The sequence below is a fragment of the Ructibacterium sp. SJQ-7 genome, from assembly GCF_054696575.1.
Genome location: NZ_CP195193.1, coordinates 399,564 through 417,120 on the forward strand (window position 1 = coordinate 399,564; position 17,557 = coordinate 417,120).

Genomic DNA, 17,557 nt, shown 5'->3' on the forward strand with positions numbered 1-17,557 from the left:
AGAGAATTGCAAGCTTTTTTTTATTATTTTTTAACGTTTTATCTATTTTAACCAAAAAACATTGTTTTTTCAATAAATATATAAATACTTTTATGTAAACTAACCAATTACATAGTGAGCATTGTTTTATAATAACCCAAACTTGAAAACTTTTGGTCAAGCTGAAGTTCAACATACTGTTCGGCGATTTTGCAAATCAACTTCATCAATCCGTCACTTGCATTAAAACTGAGCATTTTTTTATCATCTGAATATATTATGTAATCCAATGCTCTGTAAAGATTTTTGTCCAACTTAACAATATATTTGCCGCCGCACGCTCTGCACACACTTCCGCCCTTTAGCAAGTCAAACGCATACACCTCATTACTTCCGCATGACACACACGCATTAAGCTGTGGCGAATATCCGCCTATACTCATCATTTTGAGTTCATACACCGCTTTAACCTTGTCCATCGGCTCATCACGGTACGCAAGTGCATACACGCTGTTCAAAAACAAATGCAACATTCTCGAATCGGGGTTATTCATACCAAGAATACAATAAGTTATATCTGCAAGATAAACGCACAAGGATAATTTTTTTATATCTTCCGAAACAGGATAAAAGCCGTCAAGAGTGTCAATATTATTAATTGTCATTATATCTTTTCCGACACCTTTGTAAAAATCAAAATCACCGTAACACAAAAATTGACTTGATGCGGCAGCTTTGCTCTTTGATTTTTTAACACCGTAGCTGACGGCCTTAACTATCCCGTATTCTTCCGTAAATACAGTCAGCATTCTATGCCCCTCACCGTAATCGGACTGCTTTATGATAATGCCTCTTGCTCTAATTTCTGCCATGTATCATCCTTATCCTCTTGCTCCGTTATACCGCTTACCGTTTTATACAGCAAATAAGCGTCTATATCGCCCGTTCTCGTAAAAGTTTCCCACGAAAGTCTGTTAAGCTCCATAACCTATCCCTCCGAAAAAATAACTTATTATCTTTATGTTTTTCATTTTTTCAGCGGTTATACTAACACTATTTACTATTCATTTGTGAAACCGAAATTCTTGATTAAAAAGTCACTGTTTCTCCAATCTGATTTTACTTTTACCCAAAGTTCAAGGTAGACTTTTTTATCAAGCATTTTCTCGATGTCGCCTCTTGCCATCGTACCTATTTTCTTAAGCATTTCTCCGTGCTTACCGATTATAATTCCTTTATGTGACGCTTTTTCACAGTATATTGTCGCGTAAATATTTGTAATTTTTTCTTTTTCCTGCATTTTGGTAATTTCAATAGCAATACCGTGCGGAACTTCCTTATCAAGCAGCCACAAAAGTTTTTCGCGGATAATTTCAGCCGCAATCTGTTTTTCGGGCTGATCCGTTACCATATCCGAATCATAAAATTCCGGTCCTTCTTCAAGATAGTCCTCAATATCGTGCAATAAAATATCGACTCCGTCATTATTCTTTGCACTTACAGGCACTATCGACGCAAAATCGTGCATACTCGAATAATCTGCAATTATCGGAAGTAAATCCTCTTTTTTCATAAGGTCTACTTTATTCAAAACCAATATGCACGGAAGTCCTGTTTTTGAAATATTTTTTGCTATTTCACGTTCTGTTTCCTGTATTTTTTTACTTGCGTCCACAACAAATACAAGTACGTCCGTATCGTCCATACTTTCATTTGCAACGTGTACCATATACTCCCCAAGCTTGTTATGCGGTTTGTGTATTCCCGGTGTATCGGTAAATATAATCTGTTCTTCGTCTGTTGAGTAAATTGCAAGTATTTTATTTCTTGTTGTCTGAGGTTTATCTGATATTATTGCAATCTTTTGTCCTACTATCGTATTAAGTAATGTTGACTTTCCCACATTCGGCATACCTATTATTGCCGCAAATCCCGATTTAAAACTTTTCTTATTCTTCATAATTTTTTCTCCTAATCACGAGTTATTCCGAGCGAAGTTAAAACTCTTTCCTGTTTTTCGCACATTATTTCTTCACCCTCTTTATCATCAACATGGTCATATCCAAGCAAGTGGAGCATTGAATGTGCCGTCAAAAAAGCCACTTCTCTCAAAAAACTGTGTCCGAATTCATTCGCCTGTTCTCTTGCACGTTCCATTGATATAACAATATCACCAAGCATCACAAGCTCACCGTCCATATCGTACTCATCGTCCGATATTCCGTCCTCATCAAATTCCAGCATTGGGAATGACAAAACATCCGTCGCTCTGTCAATATCTCTCTGTTCCTTGTTTATAGAACGAATTGTATCATTATCCACAAGCGTAACACTGATTTCAGCGTCGAAGTCACATTCTTCTTCCTCCATAACGGCAACGCAAACGTCCTTTATTGCCTTTTCAATTTCCGGAGTTAACTCTTCCTTATCCTGTTCATTTTCAAGTATTAGTTCAACCATTTGATTTCCTCTTGTTTCTTCTCTTTTCCTGTTCCTCGTCATACTTTGCGTATGCTTTTATAATTTGTTGTACAAGCGGATGACGTACAACGTCTTTTTCGGTAAATGTACAAAAAGATATATCTTCAATATTTTTTAGAATTTTAGCCGCCTCTTTTAATCCCGAGCGCTTATCTCCCGGCAAGTCGATTTGAGTTATATCACCCGTTACAATCGCTTTAGAACCGTAACCTATTCTTGTCAAAAACATTTTCATCTGCTCAGGTGTTGTATTCTGTGCCTCGTCAAGAATTATAAACGCATTGTCAAGAGTACGGCCACGCATATATGCAAGCGGTGCAACTTCAATTACGCCCTTTTCCTGATATTTCAAGAAGCCCTCACCGCCGAGCATTTCATACATACCGTCATAAAGCGGTCTTAAATACGGGTCAACCTTATTCTGCAAGTCACCCGGAAGAAAACCGAGTTTTTCGCCTGCCTCAACAGCAGGTCTTGTAAGAATAATTCTGCTTACCTCTTTACTTCTAAGTGCCGTTACAGCCTTTGCAACCGCAAGATATGTTTTACCCGTACCGGCAGGACCTATACCGAACACAATAGTATTTTTGTCTATCGCGTCAACGTACTTTTTCTGTCCGAGCGTTTTTGTCTTAATCGGGTGACCTTTTGCACTGATTGCAATACAGTCATCACCCATCATTTTAATGTCAATCCCGCCGTTTTCCTGTACCATTGTTATCGCATACAATACTTTCTGCTGGTCGATAATCTCGCCTCTTGCGATAATCTGCATAAGCATATTAATAACTTGGCTTGCCTTTTCAACATTTTCTTCTTCACCTGTCACTCTCAAAGCGTTGTCGCGTGACGCGATATTTACCGAAAGTGCTTTGTCAAGCATTTTGACATTTTCATCAAAATTCCCGAAAAGAGATGCCAAATCGACCTCCTGCGGTACTTCAATCTGTCTGTTTATCAAGTATTTCCTCTCCTTCTGTATCAGCCGAAATAGGCTGACTGGTAGCTATATTTTGTATGAAATCCATTTCAAGTTTTACATTTATTGTTTCATTATCAATCTTTTCATATTCAACTTTCTCGTCTGTCAAAGTTGAGCCGTACAGCAATTCATTTGATATTTTTTCTTCTAAGTCATTTTTTGCAAATTCTACGGCTGTTTCTATGCTTATCGGCTCTTTGTTTACATTTACTTCGGTATATTTGACCGCATCGAACGCAATTCCCGTATATCCGAAAAACGGTATACATATCTCATACCTTGTTTCATTTACATCATATTCTTCAAAATTCATTCTGCCCAAAGGCAATGAAAACATTTTTCCGAAAACCTCAAGCGAAACCATATATCTATTTTTGCCGGTCGGCACTCTCGATTCATAATACAGCTTATAGTCGCCGTTTTTTGAATGAGTTGTATAAGCCATTATATCCGCCATTGAGTGAACATATATGTATTCTTCTGGATAACCCTCTTTATAAGTTGCAACCTTTCCCGATACAATCACATCGCCTGTTTTAACCGCGTCACCGTCATTCAAAACTTCTTCGCCGTTTTTGACAATCATATGATTTATAATTCCGTCACACGCCGCAACAATGTCACAAGGTGTATCTTTGTCAAGAATATTCGGTGGAATAATCTGTTCGTATATCTCTACGCGTGCCTTTGCACCCTCAATATAAACCCATGCCCAAGCTATATGGTCATTGTTATTTATAATCGCCGCCTTGCTTTCCATACCGTCAGGCAGTTTTGCTTTCAGTGCACCGCTCTTTATACCGATACTGTCAAGCGTAGATATTATACCGTTTATATCGCTGTTTTCCACACCGTTAATTTCAACAACCCATATAAACTGAGCCGACACGGCAAAAAATATGATACACAATGCAAATCCAATCAAAAACAAATATCGTTTTCTGTACAGACGCATTAAATGCTTTATTCCGCGTCTTTGTGATATTTTGATTTTTACATTACTCTTTTTTCTGACTTGACGTATATGAAAAAAATCCTTTATGTAAATACACATTTCAATACCGTCATCAAACGGTTTTATGTTCCATACATCAATATTACGCCTTAAACAAATATTTATAAATCTTTCTGCACCTTTGCCATATACTTTTATTATAACATATCCGTAAAGAAATTTAAAGAACTTCTTAAACATTTTTTACTCCCTTTTTCAGATTTCGTATTCAATTTGCTTAAATTGACCCGATATTAATATATCTTCAAGACGTATTCTGTCAATCGAAAGTCCATTCCCGAACACTCTGACTATCCCCATAGGCGTTGACACCCGAATTTCCGTATCCGTATAACTGAGTATTCCTTTATGATTTTCTATATATATTTCGCTCGCACCCGCGATTGTAAGTTTGGGAATATTCATTATAACTTCTTTCGGCACTCCCCAAGCATCCGCTATACTTTCTGATATACGTTTTTTCATTTTTACCAACTCCTATAATAAATTATGATAAACAAGCGGTTTTAAGTACAAAAAAGTTATCATATAATTTAATAAAAATTAAAATCGGAGATGATAATGTGAAAATAAAGAAAATACTGATTTACTTGTTTGCTGTCGGTGCGGTTGTTCTGCTTATAAAAAATGCGTCAAGTGCGATAAGATACGCCTCAGACGCAATAGATTTATGTCTTGAAATGATTGTACCGACTCTTTTTCCGTTTTTTATATGTTCGGGAATTTTGATATATTCCGGCTTTTGTGAACTTTTGGCAAAGGCATTTCAATTTTGTATGTATCCGCTTTTTCGGATAAGCCCTGTCGGGAGCAGTGCCTTTATACTCGGTATTGTAAGCGGTTATCCTTTAGGTGCTGTTACCGCAGGTGAATTATACGCAAACAATTACCTTTCAAAAACAGAGGCTGAACGCTTGCTTGCTTTCTGTAACAATTCAGGTCCTCTGTTTATATTGGGTTCTGTCGGTATTGCGATATATTCAAATATAAAATACGGTATCGCTCTTTACGTCGCACACATTCTTGCGGCTTTAACGGTCGGTATTCTGTTTAGATTTTACGGCAGAAACAAACACACCGCACCTCCGACAAGAATGACAACACCCGAAAGAAGTATGGGTGAAATATTCGATATTGCACTTCAAAACAGCATCAGAAATATATTGACCGTTTGCGGAGCGGTACTTTTTTTCAGTGTAATAAGCAGACTTTTTCTTGACATTTTGCCTGTCGGCGGAGTTACGTCCGCACTTGTTTCGGGGCTTTTAGAATTTGTTACGGGGACAGTAAAAATATCGGGATTGACTATTCCTATTATGGATAAATTGGTATTTACATCTGTTGTTGTCGGCTTTGCGGGACTCAGTGTACACGCACAGGTTATGGCTGTAATTGCAAGATTTCATCTGTCACTCGCACCGTATATAATCGGTAAAGCCATGCACGGAATTATAGCGGGACTATATATGTGCATATACTTTAGATTTAACCCTATAACAACGGCAGTATTTGAGCCGTCTATGAGCCGTTCGTTTGCAATTTCATCGACTATCGAAACCGTTACCGCAATCATTGTTGTTATAGCCTGTATATTTTGTGCATTCGGTCTTTATTTAAAACAAAATAGTGAATATAAAAGGGACACTAAATTTTAGTGTCCCTCAAACTCTGATATATATTTTTTTAGAATACAAATTCAAATTCCAAATCACCTATTTGAACAATTTCTCCCTCTTTTATTCCCATATTAATTAAGTCCTCAATAACACCGCGTTTAAGCAATGCACGTTGGAAATACTGTAATGACTCTTGGTCGGAGAAGTTTACACTGCCGCCGACAGCCTCAATCCATGAACCCGATATAACGTATTTTTCATTTTCACGTTTAATTTCATAGCCTTTTTCATCATCCGTAATGTATTCTTCTTCGTTAATATCCATTTCAGGCTCGAATATAGCTATCGGAGGTAATTTTGAAAGTTCCTCGTAAGTTTTATTCATAAGTTCCGCAACACCTTTATTTGTAGCGGCAGAAATTTCAAATACTTCTATACCTCTGTTTTTCATTTCTTCAAGAAATGCGTTGTATGCGTCCATATCTTGAATTATGTCTGTTTTATTTGCCGCAACAATCTGCGGTCTTGATTCCAATTCCAAATCATATTTTGAAAGTTCCGAATTGATAATATCAAAATCTTCTATCGGATTTCTTCCCTCAATTCCAGAAACATCAACAACGTGAATTAATATTCTTGTACGCTCAATATGTCTTAAAAATGCGTGTCCAAGACCTACACCCTCACTTGCACCCTCGATAATTCCCGGAATATCGGCAAGTACAAAACTTCTGTGGTCGCCAAGATCGACTACACCCAAATTCGGTTCAAGCGTTGTAAAGTGATAATTTGCAATTTTCGGATCTGCTTTTGTCGTCATTGAAAGCAATGTTGACTTACCGACATTAGGAAAACCTACAAGTCCGACGTCAGCCAAAAGCTTCAATTCAAGTACAATTTCACGTTCATCGCCTGTTTGTCCGTTTTTCGCAAAGTTCGGAGTTTGTCTTATCGCCGTAGCAAAATGAGCATTACCCCAACCGCCGTTACCGCCTCTTGCAAGAACAACCTCTTTATCGGGATCGGATAAATCGGCAATCAAGCGATTGCTTTCCGCGTCACGAACGATTGTACCTTGCGGTACTTTGATTATTATATCTTCGCCCTTTTTACCTTTTTGACGTTTACCCGAACCGTCCATACCGTTTTGAGCGACATACTTTCTCTTATATCTGAAATCCATAAGAGTAGTCATACCAAGCTCAACTTTAAATATAACATTACCGCCCTTACCGCCGTCACCGCCGTCAGGACCTCCTGCCGCAACATACTTTTCACGATGAAAAGATATTGCGCCGTTACCGCCCTTACCGGCCTTTATAAAAATTTTAGCCTTATCTATAAACATATTTATTCTCCGTTTCGATTATTAACAATTATATATTTTTTCCAACTTATAATATATCATTACACCGCCGTTTGTGTCAATAGTTATTTTATATAATGAATTATTAATTATTCAAAAAAAATATACCCTACGAGTGTAAGGCATATTTTTTCTTATGCACGCGGGTGCGCTTTTGCATATACGTCTTTAATTTTACTGTTCATCATTCTTGAATAAACTTGTGTCGATGAAATATCGGCATGTCCCATCATTTCTTGAATTGAATGTAAATCAGCACCGTTTTCGAGAAGATGTGCCGCAAACGAATGACGTAAAGTATGCGGTGTTATATCAGTTTCAATACCTGCGATATGCTGATAGTATTTTATAAGTTTCCAGAAACCCTGTCTTGAAAGACGCGCACCGCTGCAATTTACGAACAACGCTGTTTCGTTTTCATCTTTAACCATATATTTTCTGACATTGTTTATGTAATTTTCAAGTGCGTCTTTTGCCTGATGTCCCATAGGAATAATACGTTCTTTCTTTCCGCCCTTACAACGAACAAAACTCATAGGAACATTAACATCACTTACGTCAAGAGTGATAAGTTCACTCACTCTTATACCTGTTGCGTACAAAAGTTCAAGCATAGCCTTGTCACGTATACCCTTATTATCACAGTTTTTAGGTTGTTCCAAAAGAAGTTCAACTTCTTCGCCTGATAAAATTTTCGGAATTTTCTTTTCCACATGAGGTGCCTCAAGATTAGAAGTCGGATTTGACTTTACAACACCGTTTTGCATCATAAACAAATAATACGAACGAAGTGATGCAAGTGTCCTTGAAACAGTCGAGCTTGCTCTGCCCTCCTTTTGAAGATAAAGCAAATATGACAATACCGTGGTCTTTGTTGTAGACGATATATCCGTTACGCCTGTTCCGTCAAGATAAGAAATATATTGTGTAACATCACGCTTATATGATTCAACTGTGTTTAGCGATTTATGGCGTATATCTGTCATAAAACTTGTGTATTCCTTAACGTAGGTATTCATTTTGTTCATTCCTCCGAGTTTACTGTTTCTTTACGTATATTTCAAAAATATTTCATTTATATTTCAATGTGATTATAATTATACCACATTTTTTTAATTTGTAAACCCCTATTTTTCTTGTTTTTATGCCATTTTCAGCGTTTTAGCTTAATTTCGGCGAAACCCAGCTCATAAATGTTGTGGTCAAGTATCCCTCCGACAATGACGCAACACAAAATATAGAAATTATTATTATCATAAAAAATATATACGAAAAAATTATTTTTTTTGATTTTCTTTCGGAATTAAGTGAATATTTAATGCTTACAGCCGAAAAAAGCAGTAATGTCGGTATTGTTATAAGTATTGTCGGCATTGTTGAAAGCATAACAAGCATACCTTTTGCTCCATAGAATTTAATAAATGACGCGGTTGTAAAACCTATTATAAACCCTTTCCTTACAATAATCGCTCCCGTTACAATAAAACCGAATCGCAAAAATCCCATTAAAAATACAATTCCGACACCGATAAGATTAGCTTGTAACGAATTTTTAAAAACAGTCATACTGTTCTTATTTTCGCTTACAGCCGTACAAAAACTGCCTATATAATTTTTTATCCCCTCTGCCATATCGCCGCTGTTTTTCGCCAAATACACACTCCCTACCGTCACACCGACAACAAGCAAAAAAATAAGCAATCCCAAAAGTCCGTTACCGTGTTTTTCGTCGGCTACAATGTCGTTTAATTTCACACGTTCCACCTCCAATTCAATATTATTCAAAAAATCAGTGTTTTATCACTAATTTATTGTGCTTATCTTCTTATATTATTTACACCGCCAATTTTTTTTGGTATAATAATATAGTTAAAAAACACACGTAAGGAGAGAGATACAATGAACAAAACACTGAAAAAAGTCTTAAGCGGTGTTATTTCAGCATCTATGTTGTGTTCGGCACTTGCAATACCTCACACCGCATTGGCTGATGACGCACTGCCTACGGACGGTCTGCTTATGGACATCACGTTTGATGAAACAGGCACTTCCTCCGGCTCATTTAATGCAACGGTCGGCGGTACCGTTACGGAACACGGCAGTGTAAGCTATGTTGACAACTATGACGGTTCAAGCAAAGCATTAAGCATTTCAACAGACGCAGCAGGCAATTATCTTGAACTTCCGAAAGGTCTTTTAAACGGTAAAGATGCCGCAACATTTTCTTTTTGGATTAAACCGTCAAGCAGATGGGCGTTTATGACAACACCTGTAAGCGGTTCACAAGATTATCTTAACGAAAAATATTTAGGTATGCTTGCCTCATCATCAGGCTATACCGTTGAACGTTACAACAACAGCGGAACACGTCTGAGCAGCGTTAATGCAAACGCAAGCGGTGACTGGCAATACGTCACAACAGTATTTACCGCTGACGGTACAAAGGTATATGTAAACGGTAAACTATTAGCCTCAGACACTGCGGCAGTTGACATTAAGTCACTGTTTACCGCCGACGCTTCTACTTGGATTGGTCACGGTAATTGGTATGATGACAAAACTGGCAAATTTGAAGGTTTTTCGGGTATGATTGATGATTTCAAAGTATACGGCAGAGCATTGAACGAAACCGAAATTAACCAACTTGCCGCAAAAGCTATACAAAGAGAGCAAGAGGAAACTGTAAAAGAAAAGAATTGTCTTGATATTAACACTCAATTCTATACAAATTACAGTGTTACAGAGAGTGGCAATAACGTTACCGTTTCAGTTCCGTCCCCTTCAGAGGACAAATATGAAATAATTGCAGCTTCATACTCAAACGGTGTTCTTACAAATGCAGCAAAAAAGAGTAAATCAGATGTAACATCAGACAAAACAGTTACTTTTGAAAATATAAAGAAAAACGAAAATGACACTGTAAAAGTGTTCGTATGGAACTCAATAGACGGCTTACAACCGTTAAGTGACAACAAAGCATTCCAAATCCGTACAGGCGATAAAGTAAAAGTGAAAACAAGCGTTACAAACTACACTCCGTCGGAGCAGTCTGTTTCATTACAAATTGTTCCTTTTGACAAAGACGGAAAGCAGTCCGATGCTGTACAGACGCTTGATTCTGTAACACTCGGTATTATGGACAGTTACGACTTTACAGATTACATAACAGGTGACAGTAATGTTTCGTATTATAAAGTTCTTGTATCAAGCACAGTTGATGACAAGACTGCAACTTACGAAGCAGGTTACATACCTACCGCAAGCGTTGAATTTCCTGACGCTACACCTGCCGACAGTGCAGACACAACGGAAGGTGTTCACGACCCGACAATATTCAAAGACCCTGTTACAAAACATTATTTTGTATACTCAACACACAATCTTGTATTTGAATCAGAAGATTTAATTAATTGGGAAAAACACGATTATACAAAAAAAGTAACAGTGCCTAAAAAAGCTAAGGAATTTATTGATAAAAATTATTCGGGCACAACCGCCAACACAACTTATTGGGCACCCGATTTGTACTATAAAGAGGGCGACGACCACCCGTACTGGTTCTATCTTTCAACATCATGCGGACTTGGCGGCAGGAACTCGGTTATAAGCCTTGTAAAGTCCAAATCACCGGAACTTTGGGACGACATCGACAATAATATAGACGCAGGTGTTGTAATTGCAAGTAAGGAAGATAAGAATTATAATACTAACTGTATTGACGCAAACATCTTTACAGATACAGACGGCAAAACATACTTTATTTGGGGTTCGTTCTGGAAAGGTATCTATATGGCAGAACTCAATACCAAAACAGGTCGCATAGAAGGTATCGACTATACTTCTGACGAAACTATTCTTTCAAGCGGTCGAAACTTTGGTACAAGATTATTCTCAACTCCCAGCGGTGTTGTAGGTCCGGAAGGTCCTTATACAGTATACAATAAAGACACAGGTTACAGATATATGTTCACTTCATACGGTTGGCTTGGTACTAACTACAATTTAAGAGTTGCAAGAACAGATAAGACTTTCAGTACTATTCTTTCGAATAAAGATCCTCATAAACAACTTCTTGACCAGAAAGACAGACCTGTCGGTGCAACATATTCAGATCAAGTAAAAGAAGGCGGTTCGCTTGATGAACTTTGGGGTTACAAGATGTCAGGTTCATTCCAGCTTGGTGACGGCATTGAATATGTCGGCAGCGGTCACAACAGTGTATTCCAAGACGACGATGGTCAATGGTATCTTGTTCAGCACTGCCGTAAGGTAGCTGACGCAGTAGCTTATCTTCAAGTCAAGAAAATTCTTTGGACTGAGGACGGTTGGCCTGTAATCTCACCTCTTGTATATGCGGGTGAAAAAGAACAAGAAATTCCTAAGGAAATGATTTACGGTACTTGGGATTTATCAAGTGTAGGTCACACAATTATGAGAGATGATGTTACCGATGTGAGCAAGAGTGCCGCATATAAGGGTACTGACTTACCTGTACATTCAAGCCAAATCATTCTCCAACCGGACGGTACAATCGGTAACGGTATCGGCACTTGGGAATATGACAACGACTATACTGTAACACTAAAATTTAACGTAGACGGTGACGACACCAATTACGAATTCTATCAGATGGGCGATACAATGAAGTTATTTGTTATGACAGGTTACGATAAAGATAAGAGAGAATCTGCAATTATAATGACAGGTACTGACCAAAACGGTGTTGCAAGCTTTGCAAAAAAGAGCAATGCGGTTTCACAGTCAACAGAACCAACAAGCAACATTACAACCACCCCAACTACAATCACAAAAAGCACACAAGGCAATCCAATCCTTGGCTTTGACGCAGCCGGCAAGACTCTATACGCAGGCGACCCAGCCGCATATGTAGAGGGCGATACAGTTTATCTATATGCCGGACACGACACATCAACAGGTGACAGCTATGTAATGCCTGAATGGGTTTGCTACACTTCAAAGGATATGAAAAACTGGGAATATAAAGGTCCTATTATGAGTGCAACTGATGTTTCTTGGAGGTCAAACGACACTTCTGCTTGGGCAAGTCAAGTTATCAAACACAACGGTAAGTATTATTTGTACTTCTGTACTTGGGATAAAACTTCAAGCGGTAAGCAGTCAATCGGTGTTGCAGTATCTGACTCCCCTACAGGTCCGTTTACAGACATAGGAAAACCGCTTATTCAAGGTACATTAACAGAGCCGCAAGCTCATGACCATGATGACATCGACCCTACCGTTTGGGTAGAAACCGTTGATGGTGTTGAACATCGTTATCTTGCTTGGGGTAATACTAACTTCTATGTATGCGAACTTAATGATGATATGATTTCCGTAAAGGATTTAGATGAGGACGGTTCTATCCAAATGGGCAAAGACATACTTCAACAAAAATTTGATGGGCTTCCGGATGGTCTTGGATTTACAGAAGCTCCTTGGATTTATCGTCAACAAGACGAAAACGGAAATTACACTGGCAAATATTATTTGTTCGGTGCTTTCGGTTGGCGTGAGCAAATGGGTTACGCAACATCAGATTCAATGTACGGTCCTTGGAAATGGGGCGGCATTATAATGGAGCCGACAGCTACTTCAAACACCAACCACCCTGCCGTTATAGATTTCAACGGCAAAACATACTTTATCTACCACAACGGCTCTCTTGTTTGGGGCAGTGGTTTTAGAAGAAGTGTCTGCGTTAGTGAAATGACATTTAACGAGGACGGTACTGTTCCGTATATCGATGAAACTTCAACAGGTCTAACAGGTACTGCTTCCGTCATATCAACAGCAGACAACAAATATATCGGCTACACTGCATTTAATAACCCATCAGATGATGCAAGTTATCCTCTTAAAAAGCCACTTACAGCCACTGCTGACGGTGCCGATTTAAAGACAACTCAATGGGAAATTGAACAAGGGAAATTAGACAGTTCAAACGAAAATTACGTTTCAATTCAATCCGTTTATAAACCTGGATTATATCTATGCGTTAAAGGTAAAAAAGTAATTTTAACACAACAAGCCAAAACAGACACCGTTTTAGCAAGAAGAATGACATTTAAGACAGTCAAAGCTATTGATGGTACAGATGGAAATGTTTCATTTGAAAGTGTTTCAAGACCTGGATATTTCATCACAGTATCGGGCAAAAATATCACACTTACAAACGGTTCAAATGCAGCAAATTGCTCATTTTCAGTTACAAACAAATAATTAAAAACACAAAATACCGTTGCCAAAAGGCAACGGTATTTTTTATTTTATACAACAAAAGCCATTCTGAAAAGTTTAAATTTTAACAACTAAAATCATTATATTTTATATACCAGAAAAATCATTTTTAAATTTTTAATTTCGTACAACAAAAAAGTCGTTCCGAAATGTGTAACCATTTCGAAACGACCCGGTTATTCAAAAATTAATCAGCATAAACACTGCACTGTGTCTTATCTCTGCCTTTTCTTTCAAACTTAACCTTACCGTCGATTAGTGCGAACAATGTATCATCGCTACCGATACCAACATTGTTACCAGGATGAATCTTTGTTCCTCTTTGTCTAACAAGAATGTTGCCTGCAAGAACGAACTGACCGTCTGCTCTCTTTGCACCTAGTCTTTTAGACTCACTGTCACGACCGTTTTTTGTACTACCCATACCTTTCTTATGAGCCATTTAAAACACCTCGCTATCTTAATGTCTTATCATGCGTAATTAGGCATTAATCTTTGTGATTTCTACCTTTGTGAAAGGTTGTCTGTGACCCTTCTTCTTACGCTCGTTCTTCTTTCTCTTCATCTTGAAAACGTAAATCTTCTTAGCTTTACCGTTCTTTACGATATTAGCTTCAACTGTTGCGCCTGCTACTGTAGGAGCACCAACCTTTACATCTTCGCCTTCACCGACCATAAGTACCTGATCAAATGTTACTGCTGAACCTTCTTCAGCTTCGATTTTTTCAACGAAAAGTGTATCACCTTCGCTAACCTTGTACTGTTTGCCGCCTGTTACGATTACTGCGTACATCCAAAACACCTCCTCTTAAATTTATGAGGACACGCTATCATAGGTACTGCGAGCAGATTTAAAACCCATTCTATGCGGTCACTATTACATAATACCATATTATTCATAGCTTGTCAAGCATTTTTTAATCTTCTTTTAAATTTATTATTACACCGACCGACGGTTTCGGGAATACGCTGATTGTAACCTCCGGCAATCTCTCGCCCATTGCAGTTATGTTTCTTATCTGTTCGACTCTTACAGGGTTCATAACGAACATTATATCGTACTTTCCGTCTTGAATATCTTTGTAACACGATTCATAACTTCTTGTCGAATGTACATAATCCTCATACTTTTCTTCATCAATATGGAACACGTCATCAATTATCAGCTTATTCAGTGCCACTATGTCAAGATTGCAATATTCCTTTGACATATCTGGATAAACGTCATTTTTAATGTAATCCTTATCCCAAAGCACCATTCTGTAAAAATAATCACCACCGCAATATGCCGCAATTCTTGTTTCGGCTTTTACAGTGCTTATTTGCTTAACCATTGTACGAACAAGCGTTTCATCATTTGAATCGACAATAATTTTTTCAACTCTGAAATGATCTTGTGCACCTGCAATAAAATGTGATTCACTGAAATTCTTTATCGTTTTCACTTCTCTGTGTACAGGAAGTACAACAAGACCGTCTGAATGTGCATTTGAAAGCGACATCATCATATAATTATACGGCTCTTTTCCCGTATGATTCGGATTATGCTCTTTCATATAATCTCTGTACTGCAAACAAGTTTCGTATCTTGTCTGACCGTCAGTGATGTACAACGACAAATCCTTAAAATGTTCAATAATAAAGTCGATTGTCGGCTTATATGAAATTTTCCAAATTTTTTGCTGTACATTATCGTCAGATGAAAATTCAAGATCAGGCTTTTCTTCCCTAAGCTCATTCATCAAATTGAAAAGTTCTTTTTCAGGCTCTACATAAAGGCAACTTATCATACTCATATCGGCATTTGTTGATTTTAAAAGCTCATATCTGTCAAGCATAGAAACTTCGTGTGGCTTTTCGCAAGGCATAATTGCTCCCTTGCCTATTTCCTCAAGTTCAACAAGTGCAACAAAGCTTGTATTTGAATAATGAGTATCGTACATTTCTATCGTCTGTTCGTACATATATATGACAGGTTCTTCATCTCTGACAAGAATACCGTCCTCAATCCATTTATCAAGATAATTTTTTGCTCTTGTAAATGTATTTTCTTCTCTTGTATCACTTTCAAGCTTTTTACCCGAAAACAGACGCACCGAATTATATTCGCTCTTGTCATAAAGCGCATCCTTATCTTCTTTTGCCATATTATAATAAGGCGGCGAAATGACTGAGCCGAGATTGTCAATTTTATCCGTATTATATCTGTATCCTCTGAACGCTTTTATATTAGCCATAAAAGTATCACCAATCCTTTCTTTCATTAATTCGCCCCACGGCGAAAACTGTTCCGTCTGTTAAAAATATAAAATTTATATTGAAAATCCATTTATTTTCTGTTTTATTATGTTTGTTTCGTCAAATAATAATACCATACCAATTAAATAAGGAGGTTAAAACATATGCACAAAATGTCCTGTTTTATAAAAGGTACTCTGGTAGGTTTTGCTGTCGGTGCGGCAGTCGGTGTAATGACTGATCCTCTATCCGACAGAGAACGTCGCAAAATTTCAAAAAAGACTGAGGGTATTTTTAGGAATATCGGTTCTGTTATGGATAATATAATAGATATTTTCCATTAAGCACAAAACGAGGCTACTCAAAATTGTAAGCCTCGTTTTTAGTATTATTCTTCTGAAATATCTTTTCCGAGATACTTAGCAACTGAATATACATCTTTATCCCCTCGTCCTGAAAGACACACGACAAGTATTTCATCTTTTTTCATTGTAGGTGCAATTTTTCTTGCAAGAGCGATTGCGTGTGATGATTCGATTGCAGGAATAATTCCTTCCATTCTTGACAAATACACAAAAGAATCCACTGCCTCTTTATCTGTTATCGGATAATATTCCGCTCTGCCCGTTTTCGCCATGTAGGCATGTTCCGGACCTATTCCAGGATAATCAAGTCCTGCTGAAATTGAATATACAGGCATAATATTACCGCCGTTGTCTTGTAAGAACAGCGACTTCATACCATGAAGTACACCGACCGTCCCCTTAGTTATAGACGCCGCATGACGTTCTGTATCAACGCCGTCGCCCGCTGCCTCTGCACCGTAAAGCTTTACAGAAGGCTCGTCAATAAAATCGGCGAACATACCGATTGCGTTTGAGCCGCCGCCCACACAAGCCATAACTGCGTCAGGAAGTTTACCTTCCATTTCAAGAAGTTGTTTTCTTGTTTCTTTGCTTATTACACTCTGAAAATGCTTTACAATAAGCGGATAAGGGTGTGGACCTACCGCTGAACCCAATACATAAAATGTATCTTCGGCATTTGCTGTCCAAGCACGCATAGCTTCATTTGTAGCATCTTTTAGTGTTCCTGTTCCCGATGTAATAGGATGAACCGTAGCACCAAGCAAATTCATACGAAATACATTAAGTGCCTGTCTTTTTGTATCTTCCTCACCCATATATACATCACATTCAAGTCCCAAAACAGCCGCAAATGTCGCAGTTGCAACACCGTGCTGTCCCGCACCTGTTTCGGCAATGACTTTTTTCTTGCCCATCCTCTTCGCGAGCAAGCATTGACCTATTACGTTATTAATTTTATGTGCACCTGTATGGTTTAAATCTTCACGTTTCAAATAAATCTTCGCACCGCCAAGATCCTTTGTCATTTTTTTGGCATAATACAAAATTGACGGTCTGCCCGTATATTGCTTGTGATAATAATTAAGCTCACGGTTAAAATCCTCGTCATCTTTGTACTTGTTAAATGCCTCCTCCAAATTAATAAGTTCATTCATAAGAGTTTCAGCGGCATACTGTCCACCGAATTCTCCGTATCTACCCTTCTTTTCCACTATTCTATTCTCCTCTCGTCAATCTATGTATAACACATTATAA

General features: G+C 37.9%; 17 protein-coding genes. 3 read left to right on the forward strand and 14 right to left on the reverse strand.

Annotated elements, in window-relative coordinates; all coding sequences use genetic code 11:
* Positions 1 to 107: 107 nt before the first annotated feature.
* The 7 genes from recO to yqfC all read right to left on the reverse strand — a co-directional run bounded on the left by recO (position 108) and on the right by yqfC (position 4,922).
* Positions 108 to 851, reverse strand: a complete 744-nt coding sequence (gene recO, locus ACSAMO_RS01840; RefSeq protein WP_499209691.1) for a DNA repair protein RecO — start codon at positions 849 to 851, stop codon at positions 108 to 110.
* Positions 818 to 964, reverse strand: coding sequence for a YqzL family protein (locus ACSAMO_RS01845; protein WP_022229496.1), 147 nt, complete (start codon positions 962 to 964; stop codon positions 818 to 820). Before ACSAMO_RS01845 ends, recO begins: the two co-directional genes overlap by 34 nt.
* A 75-nt stretch (positions 965 to 1,039) precedes the next feature.
* Entirely contained in the window at positions 1,040 to 1,939 is a 900-nt protein-coding gene (gene era / locus ACSAMO_RS01850; protein ID WP_482490389.1) for a GTPase Era, read from the reverse strand.
* Positions 1,940 to 1,950: 11 nt separating this feature from the next.
* Positions 1,951 to 2,439 carry an rRNA maturation RNase YbeY gene (ybeY, locus tag ACSAMO_RS01855; RefSeq protein ID WP_022229494.1) on the reverse strand — a complete coding sequence of 163 codons (489 nt, stop codon included), beginning with the start codon at positions 2,437 to 2,439 and terminating at the stop codon, positions 1,951 to 1,953.
* Positions 2,432 to 3,421 carry a PhoH family protein gene (locus ACSAMO_RS01860; RefSeq protein ID WP_483229839.1) on the reverse strand — a complete coding sequence of 330 codons (990 nt, stop codon included), beginning with the start codon at positions 3,419 to 3,421 and terminating at the stop codon, positions 2,432 to 2,434. The genes ybeY and ACSAMO_RS01860 overlap by 8 nt, the downstream gene beginning before the upstream one ends.
* On the reverse strand, positions 3,402 to 4,637 hold the full coding sequence (gene yqfD / locus ACSAMO_RS01865; RefSeq protein ID WP_499209692.1) for a sporulation protein YqfD: 1,236 nt from the start codon (positions 4,635 to 4,637) through the stop codon (positions 3,402 to 3,404). The genes ACSAMO_RS01860 and yqfD overlap by 20 nt, the downstream gene beginning before the upstream one ends.
* A gap of 15 nt (positions 4,638 to 4,652) precedes the next feature.
* Complete coding sequence (yqfC, locus tag ACSAMO_RS01870) at positions 4,653 to 4,922, reverse strand: sporulation protein YqfC (RefSeq protein ID WP_022229491.1); 270 nt, start codon at positions 4,920 to 4,922, stop codon at positions 4,653 to 4,655.
* A gap of 98 nt (positions 4,923 to 5,020) precedes the next feature.
* Here yqfC and ACSAMO_RS01875 point away from each other — a divergent pair, with 98 nt between their 5' ends.
* Complete coding sequence (locus tag ACSAMO_RS01875) at positions 5,021 to 6,112, forward strand: hypothetical protein (protein ID WP_499209693.1); 1,092 nt, start codon at positions 5,021 to 5,023, stop codon at positions 6,110 to 6,112.
* A 28-nt stretch (positions 6,113 to 6,140) separates the two neighbouring features.
* Here the strand turns inward: ACSAMO_RS01875 and obgE are convergent, their stop codons facing one another.
* The 3 genes from obgE to ACSAMO_RS01890 all read right to left on the reverse strand — a co-directional run bounded on the left by obgE (position 6,141) and on the right by ACSAMO_RS01890 (position 9,194).
* Positions 6,141 to 7,421, reverse strand: a complete 1,281-nt coding sequence (gene obgE / locus ACSAMO_RS01880; RefSeq protein ID WP_118445671.1) for a GTPase ObgE — start codon at positions 7,419 to 7,421, stop codon at positions 6,141 to 6,143.
* Positions 7,422 to 7,573: 152 nt separating this feature from the next.
* Positions 7,574 to 8,458, reverse strand: coding sequence for a site-specific tyrosine recombinase XerD (gene xerD / locus ACSAMO_RS01885; RefSeq protein WP_499210079.1), 885 nt, complete (start codon positions 8,456 to 8,458; stop codon positions 7,574 to 7,576).
* Positions 8,459 to 8,600: 142 nt separating this feature from the next.
* Entirely contained in the window at positions 8,601 to 9,194 is a 594-nt protein-coding gene (locus ACSAMO_RS01890) for a stage II sporulation protein M (RefSeq protein WP_499209694.1), read from the reverse strand.
* Positions 9,195 to 9,338: 144 nt separating this feature from the next.
* On the opposite strand from ACSAMO_RS01890, the gene ACSAMO_RS01895 reads away from it, so the two are divergent.
* Positions 9,339 to 13,679 (forward strand): family 43 glycosylhydrolase, encoded by a 4,341-nt coding sequence (locus tag ACSAMO_RS01895; protein ID WP_499209695.1) that lies wholly within the window; start codon positions 9,339 to 9,341, stop codon positions 13,677 to 13,679.
* A gap of 205 nt (positions 13,680 to 13,884) precedes the next feature.
* On the opposite strand, the gene rpmA is transcribed toward ACSAMO_RS01895, so the two are convergent.
* From rpmA to ACSAMO_RS01910, 3 genes are all read right to left on the reverse strand, one after another.
* A complete protein-coding gene (rpmA, locus tag ACSAMO_RS01900; protein WP_022229485.1) occupies positions 13,885 to 14,139 on the reverse strand; it encodes a 50S ribosomal protein L27 in 255 nt (84 codons plus the stop codon).
* A 39-nt stretch (positions 14,140 to 14,178) separates the two neighbouring features.
* A complete protein-coding gene (gene rplU / locus ACSAMO_RS01905; RefSeq protein WP_022229484.1) occupies positions 14,179 to 14,490 on the reverse strand; it encodes a 50S ribosomal protein L21 in 312 nt (103 codons plus the stop codon).
* 124 nt (positions 14,491 to 14,614) lie between these two features.
* Positions 14,615 to 15,961 (reverse strand): DUF1015 domain-containing protein, encoded by a 1,347-nt coding sequence (locus ACSAMO_RS01910; protein WP_499209696.1) that lies wholly within the window; start codon positions 15,959 to 15,961, stop codon positions 14,615 to 14,617.
* Between the two features lie 138 nt (positions 15,962 to 16,099).
* On the opposite strand from ACSAMO_RS01910, the gene ACSAMO_RS01915 reads away from it, so the two are divergent.
* On the forward strand, positions 16,100 to 16,279 hold the full coding sequence (locus ACSAMO_RS01915; protein ID WP_022229482.1) for a YtxH domain-containing protein: 180 nt from the start codon (positions 16,100 to 16,102) through the stop codon (positions 16,277 to 16,279).
* Positions 16,280 to 16,323: 44 nt separating this feature from the next.
* Here ACSAMO_RS01915 and trpB read toward each other — a convergent pair whose 3' ends face one another.
* Positions 16,324 to 17,514: a tryptophan synthase subunit beta gene (gene trpB, locus ACSAMO_RS01920; protein WP_499209697.1), complete on the reverse strand. Its 1,191-nt coding sequence runs from the start codon at positions 17,512 to 17,514 to the stop codon at positions 16,324 to 16,326.
* Positions 17,515 to 17,557: the final 43 nt, after the last annotated feature.